Here is a 17,494-nt window from a genome sequence, read left to right as displayed (position 1 = left end):
CATTCCCTTGGCTCGGCTCCCCTGTGCGCTCTCGCATAGGGTTCACCCATGCGTGGAATCCTTTTGGCCGGTGGCACCGGATCGCGACTCTGGCCGTTGACCCGGGCAGTCTCGAAGCAGCTGCTGCCCGTCTTCGACAAGCCGATGATCTACTACCCCCTCTCCACCCTGGTGATGGCGGGGATCAGCGAAATCCTGATCATCACCACCCCGGAAGACCGCGACCAGTTCGAGCGACTGCTCGGCGACGGTTCGCAGTTCGGCCTGCGGCTGGAGTACGCCGTCCAGGAGCGCCCGGAGGGCATCGCCCAGGCCTTCGTCCTCGGCGCCGACTTCATCGGTGACGAGTCCGTCGCGCTGATCCTCGGCGACAACATCTTCCACGGCAGCGGCCTCGGCACCCGTCTCGCCCAGCACACCGGCGCCAAGGGCGGCCGCGTGTTCGCGTACCCGGTGGCCGACCCCACCGCGTACGGCGTGGTCGAGTTCGACGAGAACGGCCAGGCCATCTCCATCGAGGAGAAGCCGGAGAAGCCCAAGTCCCGCTACGCGGTGCCGGGTCTCTACTTCTACGACAACCAGGTCGTCGAGATAGCCCGCGGCCTGAAGCCCAGCGCCCGCGGCGAGCTGGAGATCACCGCCGTCAACGACGCGTACCTCCAGGCCGGCGAGCTCAACGTCACGATCCTCGACCGCGGTACCGCCTGGCTGGACACCGGCACCTTCGTCTCGATGGTGCAGGCCTCGGAGTTCGTCCGCGTGATCGAGGAGCGCCAGGGCTTCAAGATCGGCTGCATCGAGGAGGCGGCCTGGCGGGCCGGCCTGATCGATTCCGTGCAGCTGCGCGAGCTCGCCCAGCCCCTCACCAAGAGCGGCTACGGCAACTACCTGCTGACGCTGCTCGACGAGGAGGACGCCCGATGAAGTTCCGCGAGCTCTCCATCGCGGGTGCCTTCGAGGTCACCCCGCAGCTGCACGGCGACCCGCGCGGCCTGTTCACCGAGTGGTACCGCTTCGACCGGCTGGCCGAGGTCGTCGGCCACCCGCTGAACCTGGCGCAGGCGAACCTCTCGGTCTCCTCCGCGGGCGTGGTCCGCGGCATCCACTTCGCCGACGTGCCGCGCGGCCAGGCCAAGTACGTGACCTGCGTACGCGGCGCCGTGCTCGACGTCATCGTCGACCTGCGGGTCGGCTCCCCCACCTTCGGCAAGTGGGAAGGCGTCCGCCTGGACGACGTGGACCGCCGCGCGGTCTACATCCCCGAGGGGCTGGGCCACGGCTTCTGCGCGCTGAGCGACGACGCGACGCTTTCGTACCTCTGCTCGGAGACGTACAACCCGACCGGCGAGCACGCGGTCCACCCCCTCGACCCCGACCTGGGCATCGAGTGGCCGGCGGACGTCCCGCTGCTGTCCGCCCGCGACGAGGCCGCCCCGTCGCTGGCCGAGGCGATCGAGACCGGGCTGCTGCCCGACCACGCCGCCTGCCTGGAGTTCACCGAGTCCCTGCGCGTGAACTGACCCGCCGCACGTACGAGAGAGGGCCGTATCCCCGGACGGGGGTGCGGCCCTCTCTCGTACCCGCTCACGCATCGGGGCCCGCGCGCGGACCCGCAACGCCGAAGGGCCCCGACCCACCGCCGAGGCGATGGGCCGGGGCCCTTCAGTGCAACTTGGTGCCCGATTCAACGAGCTACCAGGTCAGAACCCGAATTACTTCGAGATCTTGGTGACCTGGCCGGCGCCCACGGTACGACCACCCTCACGGATGGCGAACTTCAGGCCCTCCTCCATGGCGACCGGCTGGATCAGCGCGACCGTCATCTCGGTGTTGTCGCCCGGCATGACCATCTCCGTGCCGGCCGGCAGGGTGACGACACCCGTGACGTCCGTGGTACGGAAGTAGAACTGCGGACGGTAGTTGTTGAAGAACGGGGTGTGACGGCCACCCTCGTCCTTCGACAGGATGTAGGCCTGGGCCTCGAACTCGGTGTGCGGGGTGACCGAACCGGGCTTGATGATGACCTGGCCGCGCTCGACGTCCTCGCGCTTGATGCCACGGAGGAGCAGACCGACGTTCTCGCCCGCCTGGCCCTCGTCGAGGAGCTTGCGGAACATCTCGATACCGGTGACCGTGGTGGTGGTCTTCTCTTCCTTGATACCGATGATGTCGACGGTCTCGTTGACCTTCAGGACACCACGCTCGATACGGCCGGTGACGACCGTACCGCGACCGGTGATCGTGAAGACGTCCTCGACGGGCATGAGGAACGGCTTCTCGGTGTCACGCGGCGGGGTCGGGATGGCCTCGTCGACGGCAGCCATGAGGCCGAGAAGCTTCTCGCCCCACTCCTTGTCGCCCTCGAGCGCCTTCAGCGCGGAGACGCGGACGACCGGCAGGTCGTCGCCCGGGAACTCGTACTCGGAGAGCAGCTCACGGACCTCGAGCTCGACGAGCTCCAGGATCTCCTCGTCGTCCACCATGTCGGCCTTGTTCAGGGCGACGACGATGTAGGGGACGCCGACCTGGCGGGCCAGGAGCACGTGCTCCTTGGTCTGCGGCATCGGGCCGTCGGTGGCGGCGACCACGAGGATCGCGCCGTCCATCTGCGCGGCACCGGTGATCATGTTCTTGATGTAGTCCGCGTGACCCGGGCAGTCGACGTGGGCGTAGTGACGCGCCTCGGTCTGGTACTCGACGTGCGCGATCGAGATGGTGATACCGCGCTGGCGCTCCTCAGGAGCCTTGTCGATCTGGTCGAAGGCCGAGGCCTCGTTCAGGTCCGGGTACGCGTCGTGCAGCACCTTGGTAATGGCGGCCGTGAGGGTCGTCTTACCGTGGTCAATGTGACCGATGGTGCCGATGTTGACGTGCGGCTTAGTCCGCTCGAACTTCGCCTTCGCCACGGGGTCCTCCTGGAGAGTGGTTCTGTACGCCTTACTCATCGGCGCCAGGTGATCTTTGCTGGAATGCCGGCCCCTCCGGGGCAACGGAAGTTACTCCTGTTGCCCCAGAGGCTCCGGTGACAAGCCTAAAGCGTGTACTCGGAAGAGTTACTCGCCCTTGGCCTTCGCGATGATCTCCTCAGCGACGTTCCGGGGAACCTCGGCGTAGGAGTCGAACTGCATCGAGTAGCTGGCGCGACCCGAGGTCTTGCTGCGGAGGTCTCCGACGTAGCCGAACATCTCCGAAAGGGGCACGAGGCCCTTCACGACGCGAGCACCGTGACGCTCCTCCATGGCCTGGATCTGGCCACGGCGGGAGTTGATGTCACCGATGACATCACCCATGTAGTCCTCGGGCGTGGTGACCTCTACGGCCATCATCGGCTCGAGGAGCACGGGAGAAGCCTTGCGCGCGGCCTCCTTGAAGGCCTGCGAGCCGGCGATCTTGAACGCGAGCTCGGAGGAGTCGACCTCGTGGTAGCCACCGTCGAGAAGCGTGACGCGAACGCCCGTCATCTCGTAGCCGGCCAGGATGCCGAACTGCATGGCCTCCTGCGCACCGGCGTCGACCGAAGGGATGTACTCCTTCGGGACGCGTCCACCGGTGACCTTGTTCACGAACTCGTACGCCGGACCGTCGGTCTCGGTGATGGGCTCGATCGCGATCTGCACCTTGGCGAACTGACCGGTACCACCGGTCTGCTTCTTGTGGGTGTAGTCGTGACGCTCGACGGCCTTGCGGATCGTCTCGCGGTACGCGACCTGCGGCTTGCCGACGTTGGCCTCGACCTTGAACTCGCGCTTCATACGGTCGACCAGCACCTCGAGGTGCAGCTCGCCCATACCGCCGAGGATGGTCTGGCCCGTCTCCTCGTCCGAGTGAACGTGGAAGGAGGGGTCCTCCTCCGCGAGACGCTGGATGGCGACACCCAGCTTCTCCTGGTCACCCTTGGACTTGGGCTCGATGGCGACCTGGATGACCGGAGCCGGGAAGTCCATGGACTCCAGGATCACGGGTGCCTTGTCGTCACACAGCGTCTCACCGGTGGTGGTCTGCTTCAGACCCATGACGGCGACGATGTCACCGGCGCCCACCGCGGCGATCTCTTCACGCTTGTTCGCGTGCATGCGGTAGATCTTGCCGATGCGCTCCTTCTTGCCCTTGACGGAGTTCAGCACCGCAGTGCCGGCCTCCAGGCGGCCCGAGTAAACCCGGACGAAGGTGAGCTTGCCGAGGTGCGGGTCGCTCATGATCTTGAACGCGAGCGCGGCGAGGGGCTCCTCGTCGGACGGCTTGCGCTTCACGACGACCTCGGCGTCGCGGACGTCGTGGCCCTCGATGGCCTCGATGTCCAGCGGCGACGGCAGGTAGCGGACGACGGCGTCGAGCAGGGGCTGAACACCCTTGTTCTTGAACGCCGTGCCACAGAACACCGCGGTGATCGTGGGCTCGCCCTTGCCCTTGCCGGAGTTCAGGATGATCCGACGGACGGCGGCGTGCAGCTGCTCGACGGTGGGCTCGTTGCCCTCCAGGAACAGCTCCATGATCTCGTCGTCGTTCTCGGCGACGGTCTCGACCAGCTTGCCGCGCCACTCTTCAGCAGCCTCGGTGTGCGTGGCCGGGATGTCGACGATGTCATACATCTCGCCCTTGGTCGCCTCGGCGGACCAGACGAACGCCTTCATGGTGACCAGGTCGACAACGCCCTGGAAGTCCATCTCGGCACCGATGGGGAGCTGCATGACGATCGGAACCGCACCGAGGCGGTCCTTGATCATGTCGACGCAGCGGTGGAACTCGGCGCCGGTGCGGTCCAGCTTGTTGACGAAGCAGATGCGCGGCACGCCGTAGCGGTCCGCCTGACGCCAAACGGTCTCGGACTGCGGCTCCACACCGGCGACACCGTCGAACACGGTGACGGCACCGTCGAGGACGCGGAGCGAACGCTCCACCTCGACCGTGAAGTCCACGTGACCCGGGGTGTCGATGATGTTGATGGTGTGGTCGACGTCCTCGAGCGGCCAGTGGCAGGTCGTCGCGGCGGACGTGATCGTGATGCCGCGCTCCTGCTCCTGCTCCATCCAGTCCATCGTGGCAGCGCCGTCGTGGACTTCACCGATCTTGTAAGACACACCGGTGTAGAACAGGATGCGCTCGGTGGTGGTCGTCTTGCCCGCGTCGATGTGAGCCATGATGCCGATGTTGCGCACCTTGGCCAGGTCAAGCGAAGTGGTAGCCATATCGGCTCAGTCTTCTCTCGGTCTCGATGTGGGTTGGGACTACCAGCGGTAGTGCGCGAAGGCCTTGTTGGACTCGGCCATCTTGTGCGTGTCCTCGCGCTTCTTGACGGCAGCGCCAAGACCGTTGGAGGCGTCGAGCAGCTCGTTCATGAGGCGCTCGGTCATGGTCTTCTCACGACGGGCGCGGGAGTAACCCACGAGCCAGCGGAGGGCCAGGGTCGACTGGCGACCCGGCTTGACCTCGACGGGGACCTGGTAGGTCGCGCCACCGACACGGCGGGACTTGACCTCGAGGGACGGCTTGACGTTCTCCAGCGCGCGCTTCAGCGTGATGACCGGGTCGTTGCCGGTCTTCTCGCGGAGGCCTTCCATGGCGCCGTAAACGATGCGCTCGGCGGTGGAGCGCTTGCCGTTCAGGAGGATCTTGTTGATGAGCGACGTCACCAGAGGAGATGCGTAGACCGGGTCGATGATGACCGGGCGCTTCGGGGCGGGGCCCTTACGAGGCATTCTTACTTCTCCTTCTTGGCGCCGTAGCGGCTGCGGGCCTGCTTGCGGTTCTTGACAGCCTGGGTGTCAAGCGCACCGCGGATGATCTTGTAACGAACACCCGGCAGGTCCTTCACACGGCCACCACGCACGAGCACGATCGAGTGCTCCTGCAGGTTGTGTCCCTCACCCGGAATGTAAGCGGTGACCTCGATGCCAGAGGTCAGACGCACACGCGCGACCTTGCGCAGCGCCGAGTTCGGCTTCTTCGGGGTGGTCGTGAACACACGCGTGCAGACGCCGCGACGCTGGGGCGAAGCCTCAAGCGCGGGGGTCTTTGTCTTCTCGACCTTGTCCTGCCGGCCCTTACGGACCAGCTGCTGGATCGTAGGCACTACTTCTCCGGTTTCTGTGTGCCGTGTAGTGAAACTAACCTGGAACTCCCCCGACCCACGCGGTCGGGTGTGTCGAACACTGCACGCTCTCACCGAGGTGAGGCAGGCGCAGATTGCGGTGTGTTCTTCTCGGCTCTCCGCGGGGTCTTATGCACACGCGGGAGCCAGGGCACACCCCAGGCACAAGGTCAGAGCGTACCTACCTCACAGAGGTAGGTCAAAACAAATGCCCAGCACGAAAACTCGCCGTGCGCAAGCGGGGAGCGGCCCGATCGGCCTTCCACCCCGCCCCGGCGCCCTAAACTGACACCTTGCCCGGCGCGGGACGCCCGCGAGTCGATCAGCAGGGAGCAGGACATTGGGGACCGTGGCACCCGAGCCGACCACCGTCGACGCCCGCCCCCCGGCCCCGGGCCGCCCGGCCCCGCGCAGACCGGGCGTCCGCCGGACCAGGCGTTTCCGCGGCCCCCTGCTCGCCTTCGCCATCACCGCGGCCGCCTTCTGCGCGGCCTGGACGGCCCGCGGCAGCTTCCCCCTCGGCAACACCGGCCGCGCCCTCAACGACCAGGCCAACCAGTACGTGCCCTTCCACCGGGCGCTGTGGGACCTGGTCCACGGGCAGGCCGCCGGCGACCTGCTCTTCTCCTGGCGCGGCGGATTCGGGCAGCAGTTCCTGTCCGACTACTACACGTACCTCGGCAACCCCTTCTCCTGGCTGGCCGTCCTCGTCCCGCGCGCCCACGTCGACCTGGCCGTCTTCGCGGTCACCCCGGTCACGATGGGCGCCGCCGCCGCCGTGATGACGGTGTACCTCGGCAAGCTGCACCCCGGCCCGTGGTGGCAGCGGGGCGTGCTCGGAGCCACGTACGGCCTGTGCGGCTGGGCGCTCAGCGACGCCTCGTACATCCCGATGTGGCTGTGGGGCCTGGTCGCGCTCCCGATGCTCGGCATCGCCGTCGAGTGGTGCCTGGAGGAGCGGCGCTGGCCGGGCGTGGCCCTGCTGGTCGCCCTCGCCTGGTTCGGGAACTTCTACACCGCGATGATGGCCACGATGGCCGCCTGCGTCCTGCTGGCCATCCGCCTGATCACGCGGGACCTGACCGGCCGGCAGCGGCTGCGCGCCGTGTGGCGGGCGGCGACGGCCGCCGGGACCGGGATCCTGCTCACCCTCCCGCTCCTCCTGCCAGCCTTCCTGTCCAGCGGCGCCGCGCAGCCCACGAAGGCCGCCGCCTTCGACCCCGTACGCATCGAGGTCTTCCTCGCCGGCATGCTCCCGGCCACCCACCTGTGGGGCGGCCGTCCGCGCCTGTACGTGGCCTCGCTGGGCCTGATCCTGGCGGGAAGCTTCCTCCTCAACACGAAGATCGCGAAGCGGACCCGCCTGGTGTGGGCGGCCGCGACCCTGCTCGTGGTCGCCTCCTTCCAGTTCCCGCCCACGCAGTTCGTGTGGCACGGGCTGGCGGTGCCGAACGGCAACCCGTACCGCGAGACCTTCGTCTTCAGCGGCATGGTGGTGGTCCTCGCATGGCTGGCGCTGGCGAACCGGCCGCGCCCCCTCCACCTGGCCCTGACCGCCGCCCTGCTGGTCGCGGCCACCTTCGTCCTGCGCCACACCGACGACTTCGGCGGGTGGACCTGGCACGCCGTCCTCGGCGGCGGGGCGGTCTCGCTGCTCGCGCTCGTCCTGCTCTCCCTCGGCGAGAAGCGCCGCGCCCTCGTCCCCCTGGCCGCGGCGCTGATGATCGGCGTGGTCTTCGCCGAGTCCACCGTCGCCGCGGCGAGCGCCGACGCCCGCCGCGCCCGCGAGCGCTGGGCCAAGCCGATCGCCACCTCGAACCGGTCGATCACCGACCACTTCGACGCGGTCCGCGGGGTGAGCGGCTGGCCCGCGTACCGCACCGACTCGGGTGCGCCCCAGACCGCGTACAACGACGCCCTCGCCCTGCGGGCGGAGGGTCCGCAGTACTACAGCAGCTACCTCCCGGAGGCCACGTACCAGGCCCTCGAACCCCTCGGCTACGGCTTCAAGAACGACGGCCGGACCTTCTTCGGCGCCGACAACCCGGTGCTCGACGCGATCTTCTCGATCGGCGCGCGGGTCCGCCCGGGGTCCGCCCCGGGCACCTGGACCGCCTCGAAGTTCCCCGCGCCCCCGCTGGTCACCGTCCGCACCGGCCCGTACGCCTCCCCCAACCCCGCCGACAGCGTCTACGCACGCCAGGAGAGCGTCCTGGGCGCGACCGTCTACGAGGTCCCCCAGGTCACCCGCATGGGCAGCGCCACCGAGCAGACGTACGCCGCCCGGTGCACCCCCGGCTCCGAGGCCTACTGGTACTCCCCCGCCCTCTACGGAACCCTCGAAACCGGCGGCGCCCAGCACCGGCTGGAGGACCGGATGACCGGAGTCCTCCCGCTCGGCCCGGTCCCCGCCTCCGGCGGGGTCGACGTGACGGTGCGGACGCAGACCAAGGACGCCACCGCCGGCGAGCACCCGCTGGGCTGCCTGAACCGCGCGGACCTCGACACGGCGGTCCGCCACCTCACCGCCACCGGCGCCACCGAGGTCACCGCGGGCGGCCACTCCATCGAGGCCGCCCTCCCCCCGGGCGCCACCGGCACGGCCGTCCTGGCCGTGACCGCCATCCCGGGCTGGCAGTGCTCGGCTCCGGCGAAGAGCTTCCACGGCCTGCTCGCCGTGGACCTCCCCCCGGGCACCCGCAAACTCTCCTGCACCTTCACCCCCAAGGGCCTCACCCCGGGCCTGGCGGGCGGCGCCCTCGGCCTGATGGTCCTCGCCGGCACCACGGTGACGGGCCTACGCCGCCGCCGCGCCTGAGCCCGCCCGCTGCGCCCTGGCCCCCGCCCTGCGCCCTGCGCCCGCAGGAACGAGAAAACCCGGGAACGAAGAAACCCCCCGCCGCTCCTCTCGGAGCGACGGGGGTTTCTTCTTACGAGCTCTTAGCCGTTGTACGGGCCGTAGTCGTAGTCCTCCAGCGGGACAGCCTGGCCGGAGCCGGTGCCGAAGGGCGAGTAGTCGATGTCGTCGTAACCGACGGCCGAGTACATCGCTGCCTTGGCTTCCTCGGTGGGCTCCACCCGGATGTTGCGGTAGCGGGCGAGGCCCGTACCGGCCGGGATGAGCTTACCGATGATGACGTTCTCCTTGAGGCCGATGAGGCTGTCGGACTTGGCGTTGATCGCCGCATCCGTCAGGACTCGGGTCGTCTCCTGGAAGGAGGCGGCCGACAGCCAGGATTCCGTCGCCAGCGAGGCCTTGGTGATACCCATCAGCTGCGGACGGCCGGAGGCGGGGTGACCGCCCTCGGTGACCACACGACGGTTCTCGGTCTCGAACTTCGACCGCTCGACCAGCTCGCCCGGCAGGAGCTCCGCGTCGCCGGACTCGATGATCGTCACGCGGCGCAGCATCTGCCGGATGATGATCTCGATGTGCTTGTCGTGGATCGACACGCCCTGCGAGTTGTAGACCTTCTGGACTTCGCCGACCAGGTGGACCTGGACGGCACGCTGGCCGAGGATGCGCAGCACGTCGTGCGGGTTGGTGGCACCCATGGTGAGCTTCTGGCCCACCTCGACGTGGTCGCCTTCGTGCACGATGACCTTGGCGCGCTTCGAGATCGGGAACGCCGTCTCGTCGCTGCCGTCGTCGGGCGTGATGACGATCTTCTTCGTCTTCTCGGTCTCCTCGATCCGCACGCGGCCGGCGGCCTCGGAGATCGGGGCGACACCCTTCGGGGTACGGGCCTCGAAGAGCTCGACGACACGCGGCAGACCCTGCGTGATGTCGTCACCGGCCACACCACCGGTGTGGAAGGTACGCATCGTCAGCTGGGTACCGGGCTCACCGATGGACTGGGCGGCGATGATGCCGACCGCCTCACCGATGTCGACCAGCTTGCCGGTGGCGAGCGAGCGTCCGTAGCAGAAGGCACAGGTGCCGACCGCGGACTCACAGGTCAGGACCGAGCGGGTCTTGACCTCCTCAACGCCGTTGGCGACCAGGGCGTCGATGAGCACGTCACCGAGGTCGACGTTGGCCGGCGCGATGACCTTGCCGTCGATGACGACGTCCTCGGCCAGCATGCGGGCGTAGATCGAGGTCTCGACGTCGTCGGCCTTGCGCAGCACGCCGTCCTCGCCGCGAACGGCGATCTTCAGCTTCAGACCGCGCTCGGTGCCACAGTCCTCCTCGCGGATGATCACGTCCTGCGAGACGTCCACCAGACGACGGGTCAGGTAACCCGAGTCGGCGGTACGCAGGGCGGTGTCCGCCAGACCCTTACGGGCACCGTGCGTGGAGATGAAGTACTCCAGAACGGTGAGGCCCTCACGGAAGGACGCCTTGATCGGACGCGGGATGGTCTCGTTCTTCGCGTTCGACACCAGACCACGCATACCGGCGATCTGTCGCATCTGCATCATGTTTCCTCGGGCACCCGAGTCAACCATCATGAAGATGGGGTTCGTCTTGGGGAAGTTCGCGTTCATCGCCTCGGCAACCTCGTTGGTCGCCTTGGTCCAGATCGCGATGAGCTCCTGCGTGCGCTCGTCCTTGGTGATCAGACCGCGCTCGTACTGCTTCTGGACCTTCTCGTCCATCGCCTCGTAGCCCGCGACGATGGCCTTCTTGGCCTCGGGCACGACGACGTCGGAGATGGCCACGGTGACGCCCGAACGGGTCGCCCAGTGGAAGCCGGCCGCCTTCAGGTTGTCGAGCGTCGCCGCCACGATGACCTTGGGGTAGCGCTCCGCCAGGTCGTTGACGATCTCGGAGAGCTGCTTCTTGCCCACCGAGTAGTCGACGAACGGGTAGTCCTCGGGCAGCAGCTCGTTGAAGAGCGCGCGGCCCAGGGTGGTGCGCAGACGGAAGCTGTCGCCCGGCTGGAACTCCTGCTCGCCTTCCTCGGCGACCGGCGCCACCCAGCCGCGCGGCGGGATGGTGCCCACCGGGAAGCGGATGTCGACGGACGACTGGAGCGCGAGCTCGCCGTTGTCGAACGCCATGGTCGCCTCGGCCGTGGAGCCGAACGCGCGGCCCTCGCCCTTGGTGTCACGGAGCTCACCGTCGGTGGTCAGGAAGAACAGACCGAGGACCATGTCCTGGGTCGGCATCGTGACCGGACGGCCGTCGGCCGGCTTGAGGATGTTGTTCGAGGACAGCATCAGGATGCGGGCCTCGGCCTGCGCCTCCGCGGAGAGCGGCAGGTGCACGGCCATCTGGTCACCGTCGAAGTCCGCGTTGAACGCGGTGCAGACGAGCGGGTGGATCTGGATGGCCTTGCCTTCGACCAGCTGGGGCTCGAAGGCCTGGATGCCGAGGCGGTGCAGCGTGGGCGCACGGTTCAGCAGGACCGGGTGCTCGGCGATGACCTCTTCGAGCACGTCGTAGACGACCGTGCGGCCGCGCTCGACCATGCGCTTCGCCGACTTGATGTTCTGCGCGTGGTTCAGGTCGACCAGGCGCTTCATCACGAACGGCTTGAAGAGCTCCAGCGCCATGGCCTTGGGCAGACCGCACTGGTGCAGCTTCAGCTGGGGACCGACGACGATCACGGAACGCGCGGAGTAGTCCACGCGCTTGCCGAGGAGGTTCTGACGGAATCGACCCTGCTTGCCCTTCAGCATGTCGCTGAGGGACTTCAGGGGACGGTTGCCGGGACCGGTCACCGGACGACCACGACGACCGTTGTCGAAGAGGGCGTCCACGGCCTCCTGAAGCATGCGCTTCTCGTTGTTCACGATGATCTCGGGGGCACCGAGGTCGAGGAGACGCTTCAGACGGTTGTTGCGGTTGATCACGCGGCGGTACAGGTCGTTCAGGTCGGAGGTCGCGAAGCGGCCACCGTCCAGCTGCACCATCGGACGCAGGTCCGGCGGGATCACCGGCACGCAGTCCAGAACCATGCCCTTGGGCTTGTTGCTGGTCTGCAGGAACGCGGAGACGACCTTGAGGCGCTTGAGCGCACGGGTCTTCTTCTGGCCCTTGCCGGTACGGATGATCTCGCGGAGGCGCTCGGCCTCCTCCTCGAGGTCGAAGGACTCCAGGCGCTTCTGCAGCGCGGCGGCGCCCATGCAGCCGTCGAAGTACGTGCCGAAGCGGTCACGCAGCTCGCGGTAGAGCAGCTCGTCGCCCTCGAGGTCCTGGACCTTGAGGTTCTTGAAGCGGGCCCACACCTCGTCGAGGCGGTCGATCTCGCGCTGGGCGCGGTCACGGAGCTGCTTCATCTCGCGCTCGGCGCCTTCGCGCACCTTGCGGCGCACGTCGGCCTTCGCGCCCTCGGCCTCCAGCTCGCCGAGGTCGGTCTCGAGCTTCTTCGCACGGCCTTCGAGGTCCGCGTCGCGGCGGTTCTCGATCTGCTGGCGCTCGACGGAGACGTGGGCCTCCAGCGACGGGAGGTCGCGGGTGCGGCGCTCGTCGTCCACGAACGTGATCATGTACGCGGCGAAGTAGATGACCTTTTCGAGGTCCTTCGGCGCGAGGTCCAGCAGGTAGCCGAGGCGCGACGGGACGCCCTTGAAGTACCAGATGTGGGTGACGGGAGCGGCAAGCTCGATGTGGCCCATCCGCTCACGGCGCACCTTGGCGCGCGTGACTTCGACGCCACAACGCTCACAGATGATGCCCTTGAAGCGGACACGCTTGTACTTGCCGCAGTAGCACTCCCAGTCCCGGGTCGGACCGAAGATCTTCTCGCAGAAGAGTCCGTCCTTCTCGGGCTTGAGGGTGCGGTAGTTGATGGTCTCCGGCTTCTTGACCTCGCCGTGCGACCAGGTTCGGATGTCGTCCGCGGTGGCAAGGCCGATCCGCAGCTCGTCGAAGAAGTTGACGTCGAGCACTGTGCGTCAATCCCTCTTTCGGGGTCGAGTCTCAATCATGGTCTGAACGGTCCCGGGGATGACGGGGGGCTCTTGAGCGGGCCCCCCGTCAGGCCCGTCAGACCTCTTCGACGCTGCTCGGCTCACGCCGGGACAGGTCGATACCGAGCTCCTCCGCCGCGCGGAAGACGTCCTCGTCGGTGTCGCGCATCTCGATGGACATGCCGTCCGAGGACAGCACCTCCACGTTGAGGCAGAGCGACTGCATTTCCTTGATGAGCACCTTGAAGGACTCGGGAATGCCCGGCTCGGGGATGTTCTCGCCCTTGACGATGGCCTCGTAGACCTTCACGCGGCCGGTGACGTCGTCGGACTTGATGGTCAGCAGCTCCTGGAGGGCGTAAGCGGCGCCATAAGCCTCGAGCGCCCACACCTCCATCTCACCGAAGCGCTGGCCACCGAACTGCGCCTTACCACCCAGCGGCTGCTGCGTGATCATCGAGTACGGACCGGTCGACCGAGCGTGGAGCTTGTCGTCGACCAGGTGGTGGAGCTTGAGGATGTACATGTACCCGATCGAGATCGGGTCCGGGAACGGCTCGCCGGAGCGGCCGTCGAACAGGCGCGCCTTGCCGGACGGGAGGACCAGGCGGTCACCGTCGCGGTTCGGGATGGTGTGCTCGAAGAGGCCCGCGAGCTCGTCCTCGCGCGCACCGTCGAACACCGGGGTGGCGACGTTGGTACCGGGCGCGACCTTGTCGGCACCGATGACCTTCAGACGCTCGGCCCACTCCTCGCCGAGCCCGGAGACGTCCCAGCCGCGGCTGGCGAGCCAGCCGAGGTGGATCTCCAGGACCTGTCCCGGGTTCATTCGGGACGGGACACCCAGCGGGTTCAGGATGATGTCGACCGGCGTGCCGTCCTCAAGGAAGGGCATGTCCTCGATCGGAAGGATCTTGGAGATGACACCCTTGTTGCCGTGGCGGCCGGCGAGCTTGTCACCGTCGGTGATCTTGCGCTTCTGGGCGACGTAGACGCGGACCAGCTGGTTCACGCCCGGAGGAAGCTCGTCGCCCTCCTCGCGGTCGAAGACGCGGACACCGATGACCTTGCCGATCTCACCGTGAGGGACCTTGAGCGAGGTGTCACGCACCTCGCGGGCCTTCTCACCGAAGATCGCGCGGAGCAGGCGCTCCTCCGGGGTCAGCTCGGTCTCACCCTTGGGCGTGACCTTGCCGACCAGGATGTCGCCGGCGACTACGTCCGCACCGATGCGGATGATGCCGCGCTCGTCGAGGTCCGCGAGGACCTCCTCGGAGACGTTCGGGATGTCCCGGGTGATCTCCTCGGGGCCGAGCTTGGTGTCACGGGCATCGACCTCGTGCTCCTCGATGTGGATCGAGGAGAGGACGTCGTCCTGCACGAGGCGCTGCGACAGGATGATCGCGTCCTCGTAGTTGTGACCTTCCCACGGCATGAACGCGACGAGCAGGTTCTTGCCGAGGGCCATCTCGCCCTCTTCGGTCGCCGGTCCGTCGGCGAGGACCTGGGACTCGACGATCCGGTCACCCTCGTTGACGATGACCTTCTGGTTGACCGAGGTGCCCTGGTTCGAGCGGGAGAACTTGGCGACGCGGTACGTGGTGTACGTGCCGTCGTCGTTGGCGACGGTGATGTAGTCGGCCGAGACCTCCTGGACGACACCGTCCTTCTCCGCACGGATCGAGTCACCGGCGTCGACCGCACAGCGGTACTCCATGCCGGTGCCTACGAGCGGGGCCTCCGCCTTGATGAGCGGAACGGCCTGGCGCATCATGTTCGCGCCCATGAGGGCACGGTTGGCGTCGTCGTGCTCCAGGAAGGGGATCATCGCGGTCGCGACGGACACCATCTGGCGCGGGGAGACGTCCATGTAGTCGACGTCGTCGCCGGCGATGTAGTCGATCTCGCCGCCACGACGGCGCACCAGCACGCGGTTCTCGGTGAAGCGCATGTCCTCGGACAGGCCGGCATTGGCCTGGGCGATGACGAAGCGGTCTTCCTCGTCGGCCGTCAGGTAGTCGACCTCGTCGGTGACGACGCCGTCGATGACCTTGCGGTACGGGGTCTCCACGAAGCCGAACGCGTTGACGCGGCCGTAGGAGGCGAGCGAGCCGATCAGACCGATGTTCGGGCCTTCAGGGGTCTCGATCGGGCACATGCGGCCGTAGTGCGACGGGTGAACGTCACGGACCTCGAAGCCGGCCCGCTCACGGGACAGACCGCCGGGGCCCAGCGCCGACAGGCGGCGCTTGTGGGTCAGGCCCGAGAGCGGGTTGTTCTGGTCCATGAACTGCGACAGCTGGCTGGTGCCGAAGAACTCCTTGATGGAGGCGACGACCGGCCGGATGTTGATCAGGGTCTGCGGCGTGATCGCCTCGACGTCCTGGGTCGTCATGCGCTCGCGGACGACGCGCTCCATACGGGCCAGACCCGTGCGGACCTGGTTCTGGATGAGCTCGCCGACGTTGCGCAGACGACGGTTGCCGAAGTGGTCGATGTCATCGGTCTCGACCACGATCGAACGGCCGGACTCGCCGGTCGTCTCGGTCTCGCCGGCGTGCAGCTTGACCAGGTACTTGATCGTCGCGATGACGTCGTCGGTGGTGAGCACACCGGCGTCGAGCGGCTCGTCGGCGCCGAGCTTCTTGTTCACCTTGTAGCGGCCGACCTTGGCGAGGTCGTAGCGCTTCGGGTTGAAGTAGAGGTTCTCGAGCAGCGTCTGAGCGGCCTCGCGGGTCGGCGGCTCGCCCGGGCGCAGCTTGCGGTAGATGTCGAGCAGCGCGTCGTCCTGGCCCTGGGTGTGGTCCTTCTCCAGGGTGGCGCGCATGGACTCGTACTCGCCGAACTCCTCGAGGATCTGCTCGGTGGTCCAGCCGAGAGCCTTCAGGAGGACGGTGACGGACTGCTTGCGCTTGCGGTCGATGCGTACACCGACCATGTCGCGCTTGTCGATCTCCATCTCCAGCCAGGCACCCCGGGACGGGATGATCTTGGCGGAGAAGATGTCCTTGTCGGACGTCTTGTCGATGGAGGAGTCGAAGTAGACACCGGGGGAGCGGACAAGCTGCGACACGACGACACGCTCGGTGCCGTTGATGACGAAGGTGCCCTTGTTGGTCATGAGCGGGAAGTCGCCCATGAAGACCGTCTGAGACTTGATCTCTCCGGTCTCGTTGTTCGTGAACTCGGCCGTGACGAACAGCGGAGCCGCGTACGTGAAGTCGCGCTCCTTGCACTCGTCGACAGAGTTCTTCGCCGGCTCGAAACGGTGGTCGCGGAAGGTCAGCGACATCGACCCGGAGAAGTCCTCGATCGGCGAGATCTCCTCGAAGATCTCTTCCAGACCGGACTTGGTGGGGACGTCCTGTCCACTCTCAAGCGCCGACTCGACGCGAGACTTCCAGGCAGCATTGCCGAGAAGCCAGTCAAAGCTCTCGGTCTGCAGCGCCAGGAGGTTCGGAACCTCGAGGGGCTCCTTGATCTTTGCAAAGGAGATGCGCAGCGGGGCGGTGCTGGCACCGTTGTTCGTATTGGTCGAGGCGTTGCGCGAGGCGGCCAAGAGGGGGTCCTTCCGAGGGCTCGGACTCACTACGCGCGTACCGGTCCCAGCAGACACAGAAGACAAGCCCCCCAAATCCAGCTGAAAGGCCAGGTCAGGGCGGATCAATCAAGTGTGCTCAAGCGTGGGCATGTCCCTGGCGACGGGCAGGGGACAGCTAACAGGCAGCGCAAAGGGTCAGTGTAGCCACTTGGCCCACTGATGTCCAGACCAGGTTTCCGGAAACCGGCAACAGGCCTTCCCCAACTCGTTCAACCAACGCAGTGCTCGTCCGACCCTGCGTACAACGCGTGCGTCCCTCGTACACAGAGCGCGTATCAGTACTGCCCTCTTCGTAGTCGATCCATGCCTCAGATCTCGGATCGAGGTGGTCGACCTCTCGACGGGTCTGAGAATTGCGCGCCGCGTCCCGTTCGTCAAGGCCCCCTGCTCCGAGCGGATCATCTTCAGACCCTGCATCGGGGCAACGATGATCACCCTACTCCCCAACGAGACCAGGGCAAGTCAGGCACCGCGGGTACGCCAAAGGGCGACCACCCTTACGGGTGATCGCCCTTGGTTGGGGCCTCAGAGAGGCCCCAGAGGTGTTACTTGACCTCGACAGCCGCGCCGGCAGCCTTGAGGGACTCGGCGGCCTTGTCAGCGGCCTCCTTGGCGACCTTCTCGAGGACCGGCTTCGGAGCGCCGTCCACGAGGTCCTTGGCCTCCTTGAGGCCCAGGGAGGTCAGCTCACGCACGACCTTGATGACCTGGATCTTCTTGTCGCCGGCACCGGTGAGGATGACGTCGAACTCGTCCTGCTCCTCGGCAACCTCGGCGGCCGGGCCACCGGCGGCGGGGCCGGCAACGGCGACGGCCGCGGCGGCGGTGACGTCGAACTTCTCCTCGAAGGCCTTCACGAACTCAGAGAGCTCGATGAGGGTCATCTCCTCGAACTGGGCGAGGAGGTCGTCCTGAGAGAGCTTCGCCATGATGGGCGATCCTTC

Annotated in this window: 10 protein-coding genes; 3 read left to right on the top strand and 7 right to left on the bottom strand. The window is 67.1% G+C overall.

The window, feature by feature from the left end:
* Positions 1–48: 48 nt before the first annotated feature.
* Positions 49–924, top strand: a complete 876-nt coding sequence (rfbA, locus tag OG332_RS26400) for a glucose-1-phosphate thymidylyltransferase RfbA (RefSeq protein WP_327415798.1) — start codon at positions 49–51, stop codon at positions 922–924.
* The gene (gene rfbC, locus OG332_RS26395) at positions 921–1,520 is read left to right on the top strand and encodes a dTDP-4-dehydrorhamnose 3,5-epimerase (RefSeq protein WP_327415797.1); all 600 of its coding nucleotides are present in this window, start codon (positions 921–923) and stop codon (positions 1,518–1,520) included. Before rfbA ends, rfbC begins: the two co-directional genes overlap by 4 nt.
* 192 nt (positions 1,521–1,712) lie before the next feature.
* Here rfbC and tuf read toward each other — a convergent pair whose 3' ends face one another.
* The 4 genes from tuf to rpsL all read right to left on the bottom strand — a co-directional run bounded on the left by tuf (position 1,713) and on the right by rpsL (position 6,070).
* Positions 1,713–2,906, bottom strand: coding sequence for an elongation factor Tu (tuf, locus tag OG332_RS26390; protein ID WP_031146566.1), 1,194 nt, complete (start codon positions 2,904–2,906; stop codon positions 1,713–1,715).
* A gap of 147 nt (positions 2,907–3,053) precedes the next feature.
* The gene (gene fusA, locus OG332_RS26385) at positions 3,054–5,186 is read right to left on the bottom strand and encodes an elongation factor G (RefSeq protein ID WP_033225050.1); all 2,133 of its coding nucleotides are present in this window, start codon (positions 5,184–5,186) and stop codon (positions 3,054–3,056) included.
* Between the two features lie 39 nt (positions 5,187–5,225).
* A complete protein-coding gene (gene rpsG, locus OG332_RS26380) occupies positions 5,226–5,696 on the bottom strand; it encodes a 30S ribosomal protein S7 (protein WP_007265894.1) in 471 nt (156 codons plus the stop codon).
* Positions 5,697–5,698: 2 nt separating this feature from the next.
* Positions 5,699–6,070, bottom strand: coding sequence for a 30S ribosomal protein S12 (gene rpsL / locus OG332_RS26375; RefSeq protein ID WP_007265893.1), 372 nt, complete (start codon positions 6,068–6,070; stop codon positions 5,699–5,701).
* Positions 6,071–6,437: 367 nt separating this feature from the next.
* Here rpsL and OG332_RS26370 point away from each other — a divergent pair, with 367 nt between their 5' ends.
* Positions 6,438–8,906: a YfhO family protein gene (locus OG332_RS26370; RefSeq protein WP_327415796.1), complete on the top strand. Its 2,469-nt coding sequence runs from the start codon at positions 6,438–6,440 to the stop codon at positions 8,904–8,906.
* Positions 8,907–9,028: 122 nt separating this feature from the next.
* Here the strand turns inward: OG332_RS26370 and OG332_RS26365 are convergent, their stop codons facing one another.
* The 3 genes from OG332_RS26365 to rplL form a co-directional block, all read right to left on the bottom strand.
* Positions 9,029–12,928 carry a DNA-directed RNA polymerase subunit beta' gene (locus tag OG332_RS26365; protein ID WP_319726621.1) on the bottom strand — a complete coding sequence of 1,300 codons (3,900 nt, stop codon included), beginning with the start codon at positions 12,926–12,928 and terminating at the stop codon, positions 9,029–9,031.
* A gap of 97 nt (positions 12,929–13,025) precedes the next feature.
* Complete coding sequence (gene rpoB, locus OG332_RS26360; protein WP_327415795.1) at positions 13,026–16,508, bottom strand: DNA-directed RNA polymerase subunit beta; 3,483 nt, start codon at positions 16,506–16,508, stop codon at positions 13,026–13,028.
* Between the two features lie 587 nt (positions 16,509–17,095).
* On the bottom strand, positions 17,096–17,479 hold the full coding sequence (rplL, locus tag OG332_RS26355; protein WP_327415794.1) for a 50S ribosomal protein L7/L12: 384 nt from the start codon (positions 17,477–17,479) through the stop codon (positions 17,096–17,098).
* Positions 17,480–17,494 lie beyond the last annotated feature (15 nt).

The organism is Streptomyces sp. NBC_01233, assembly GCF_035989305.1.
Classification (GTDB): domain Bacteria; phylum Actinomycetota; class Actinomycetes; order Streptomycetales; family Streptomycetaceae; genus Streptomyces.
The sequence above is the reverse complement of the archived record's forward strand: the minus strand, read 5'-3'. Positions and strand labels throughout refer to the sequence as shown.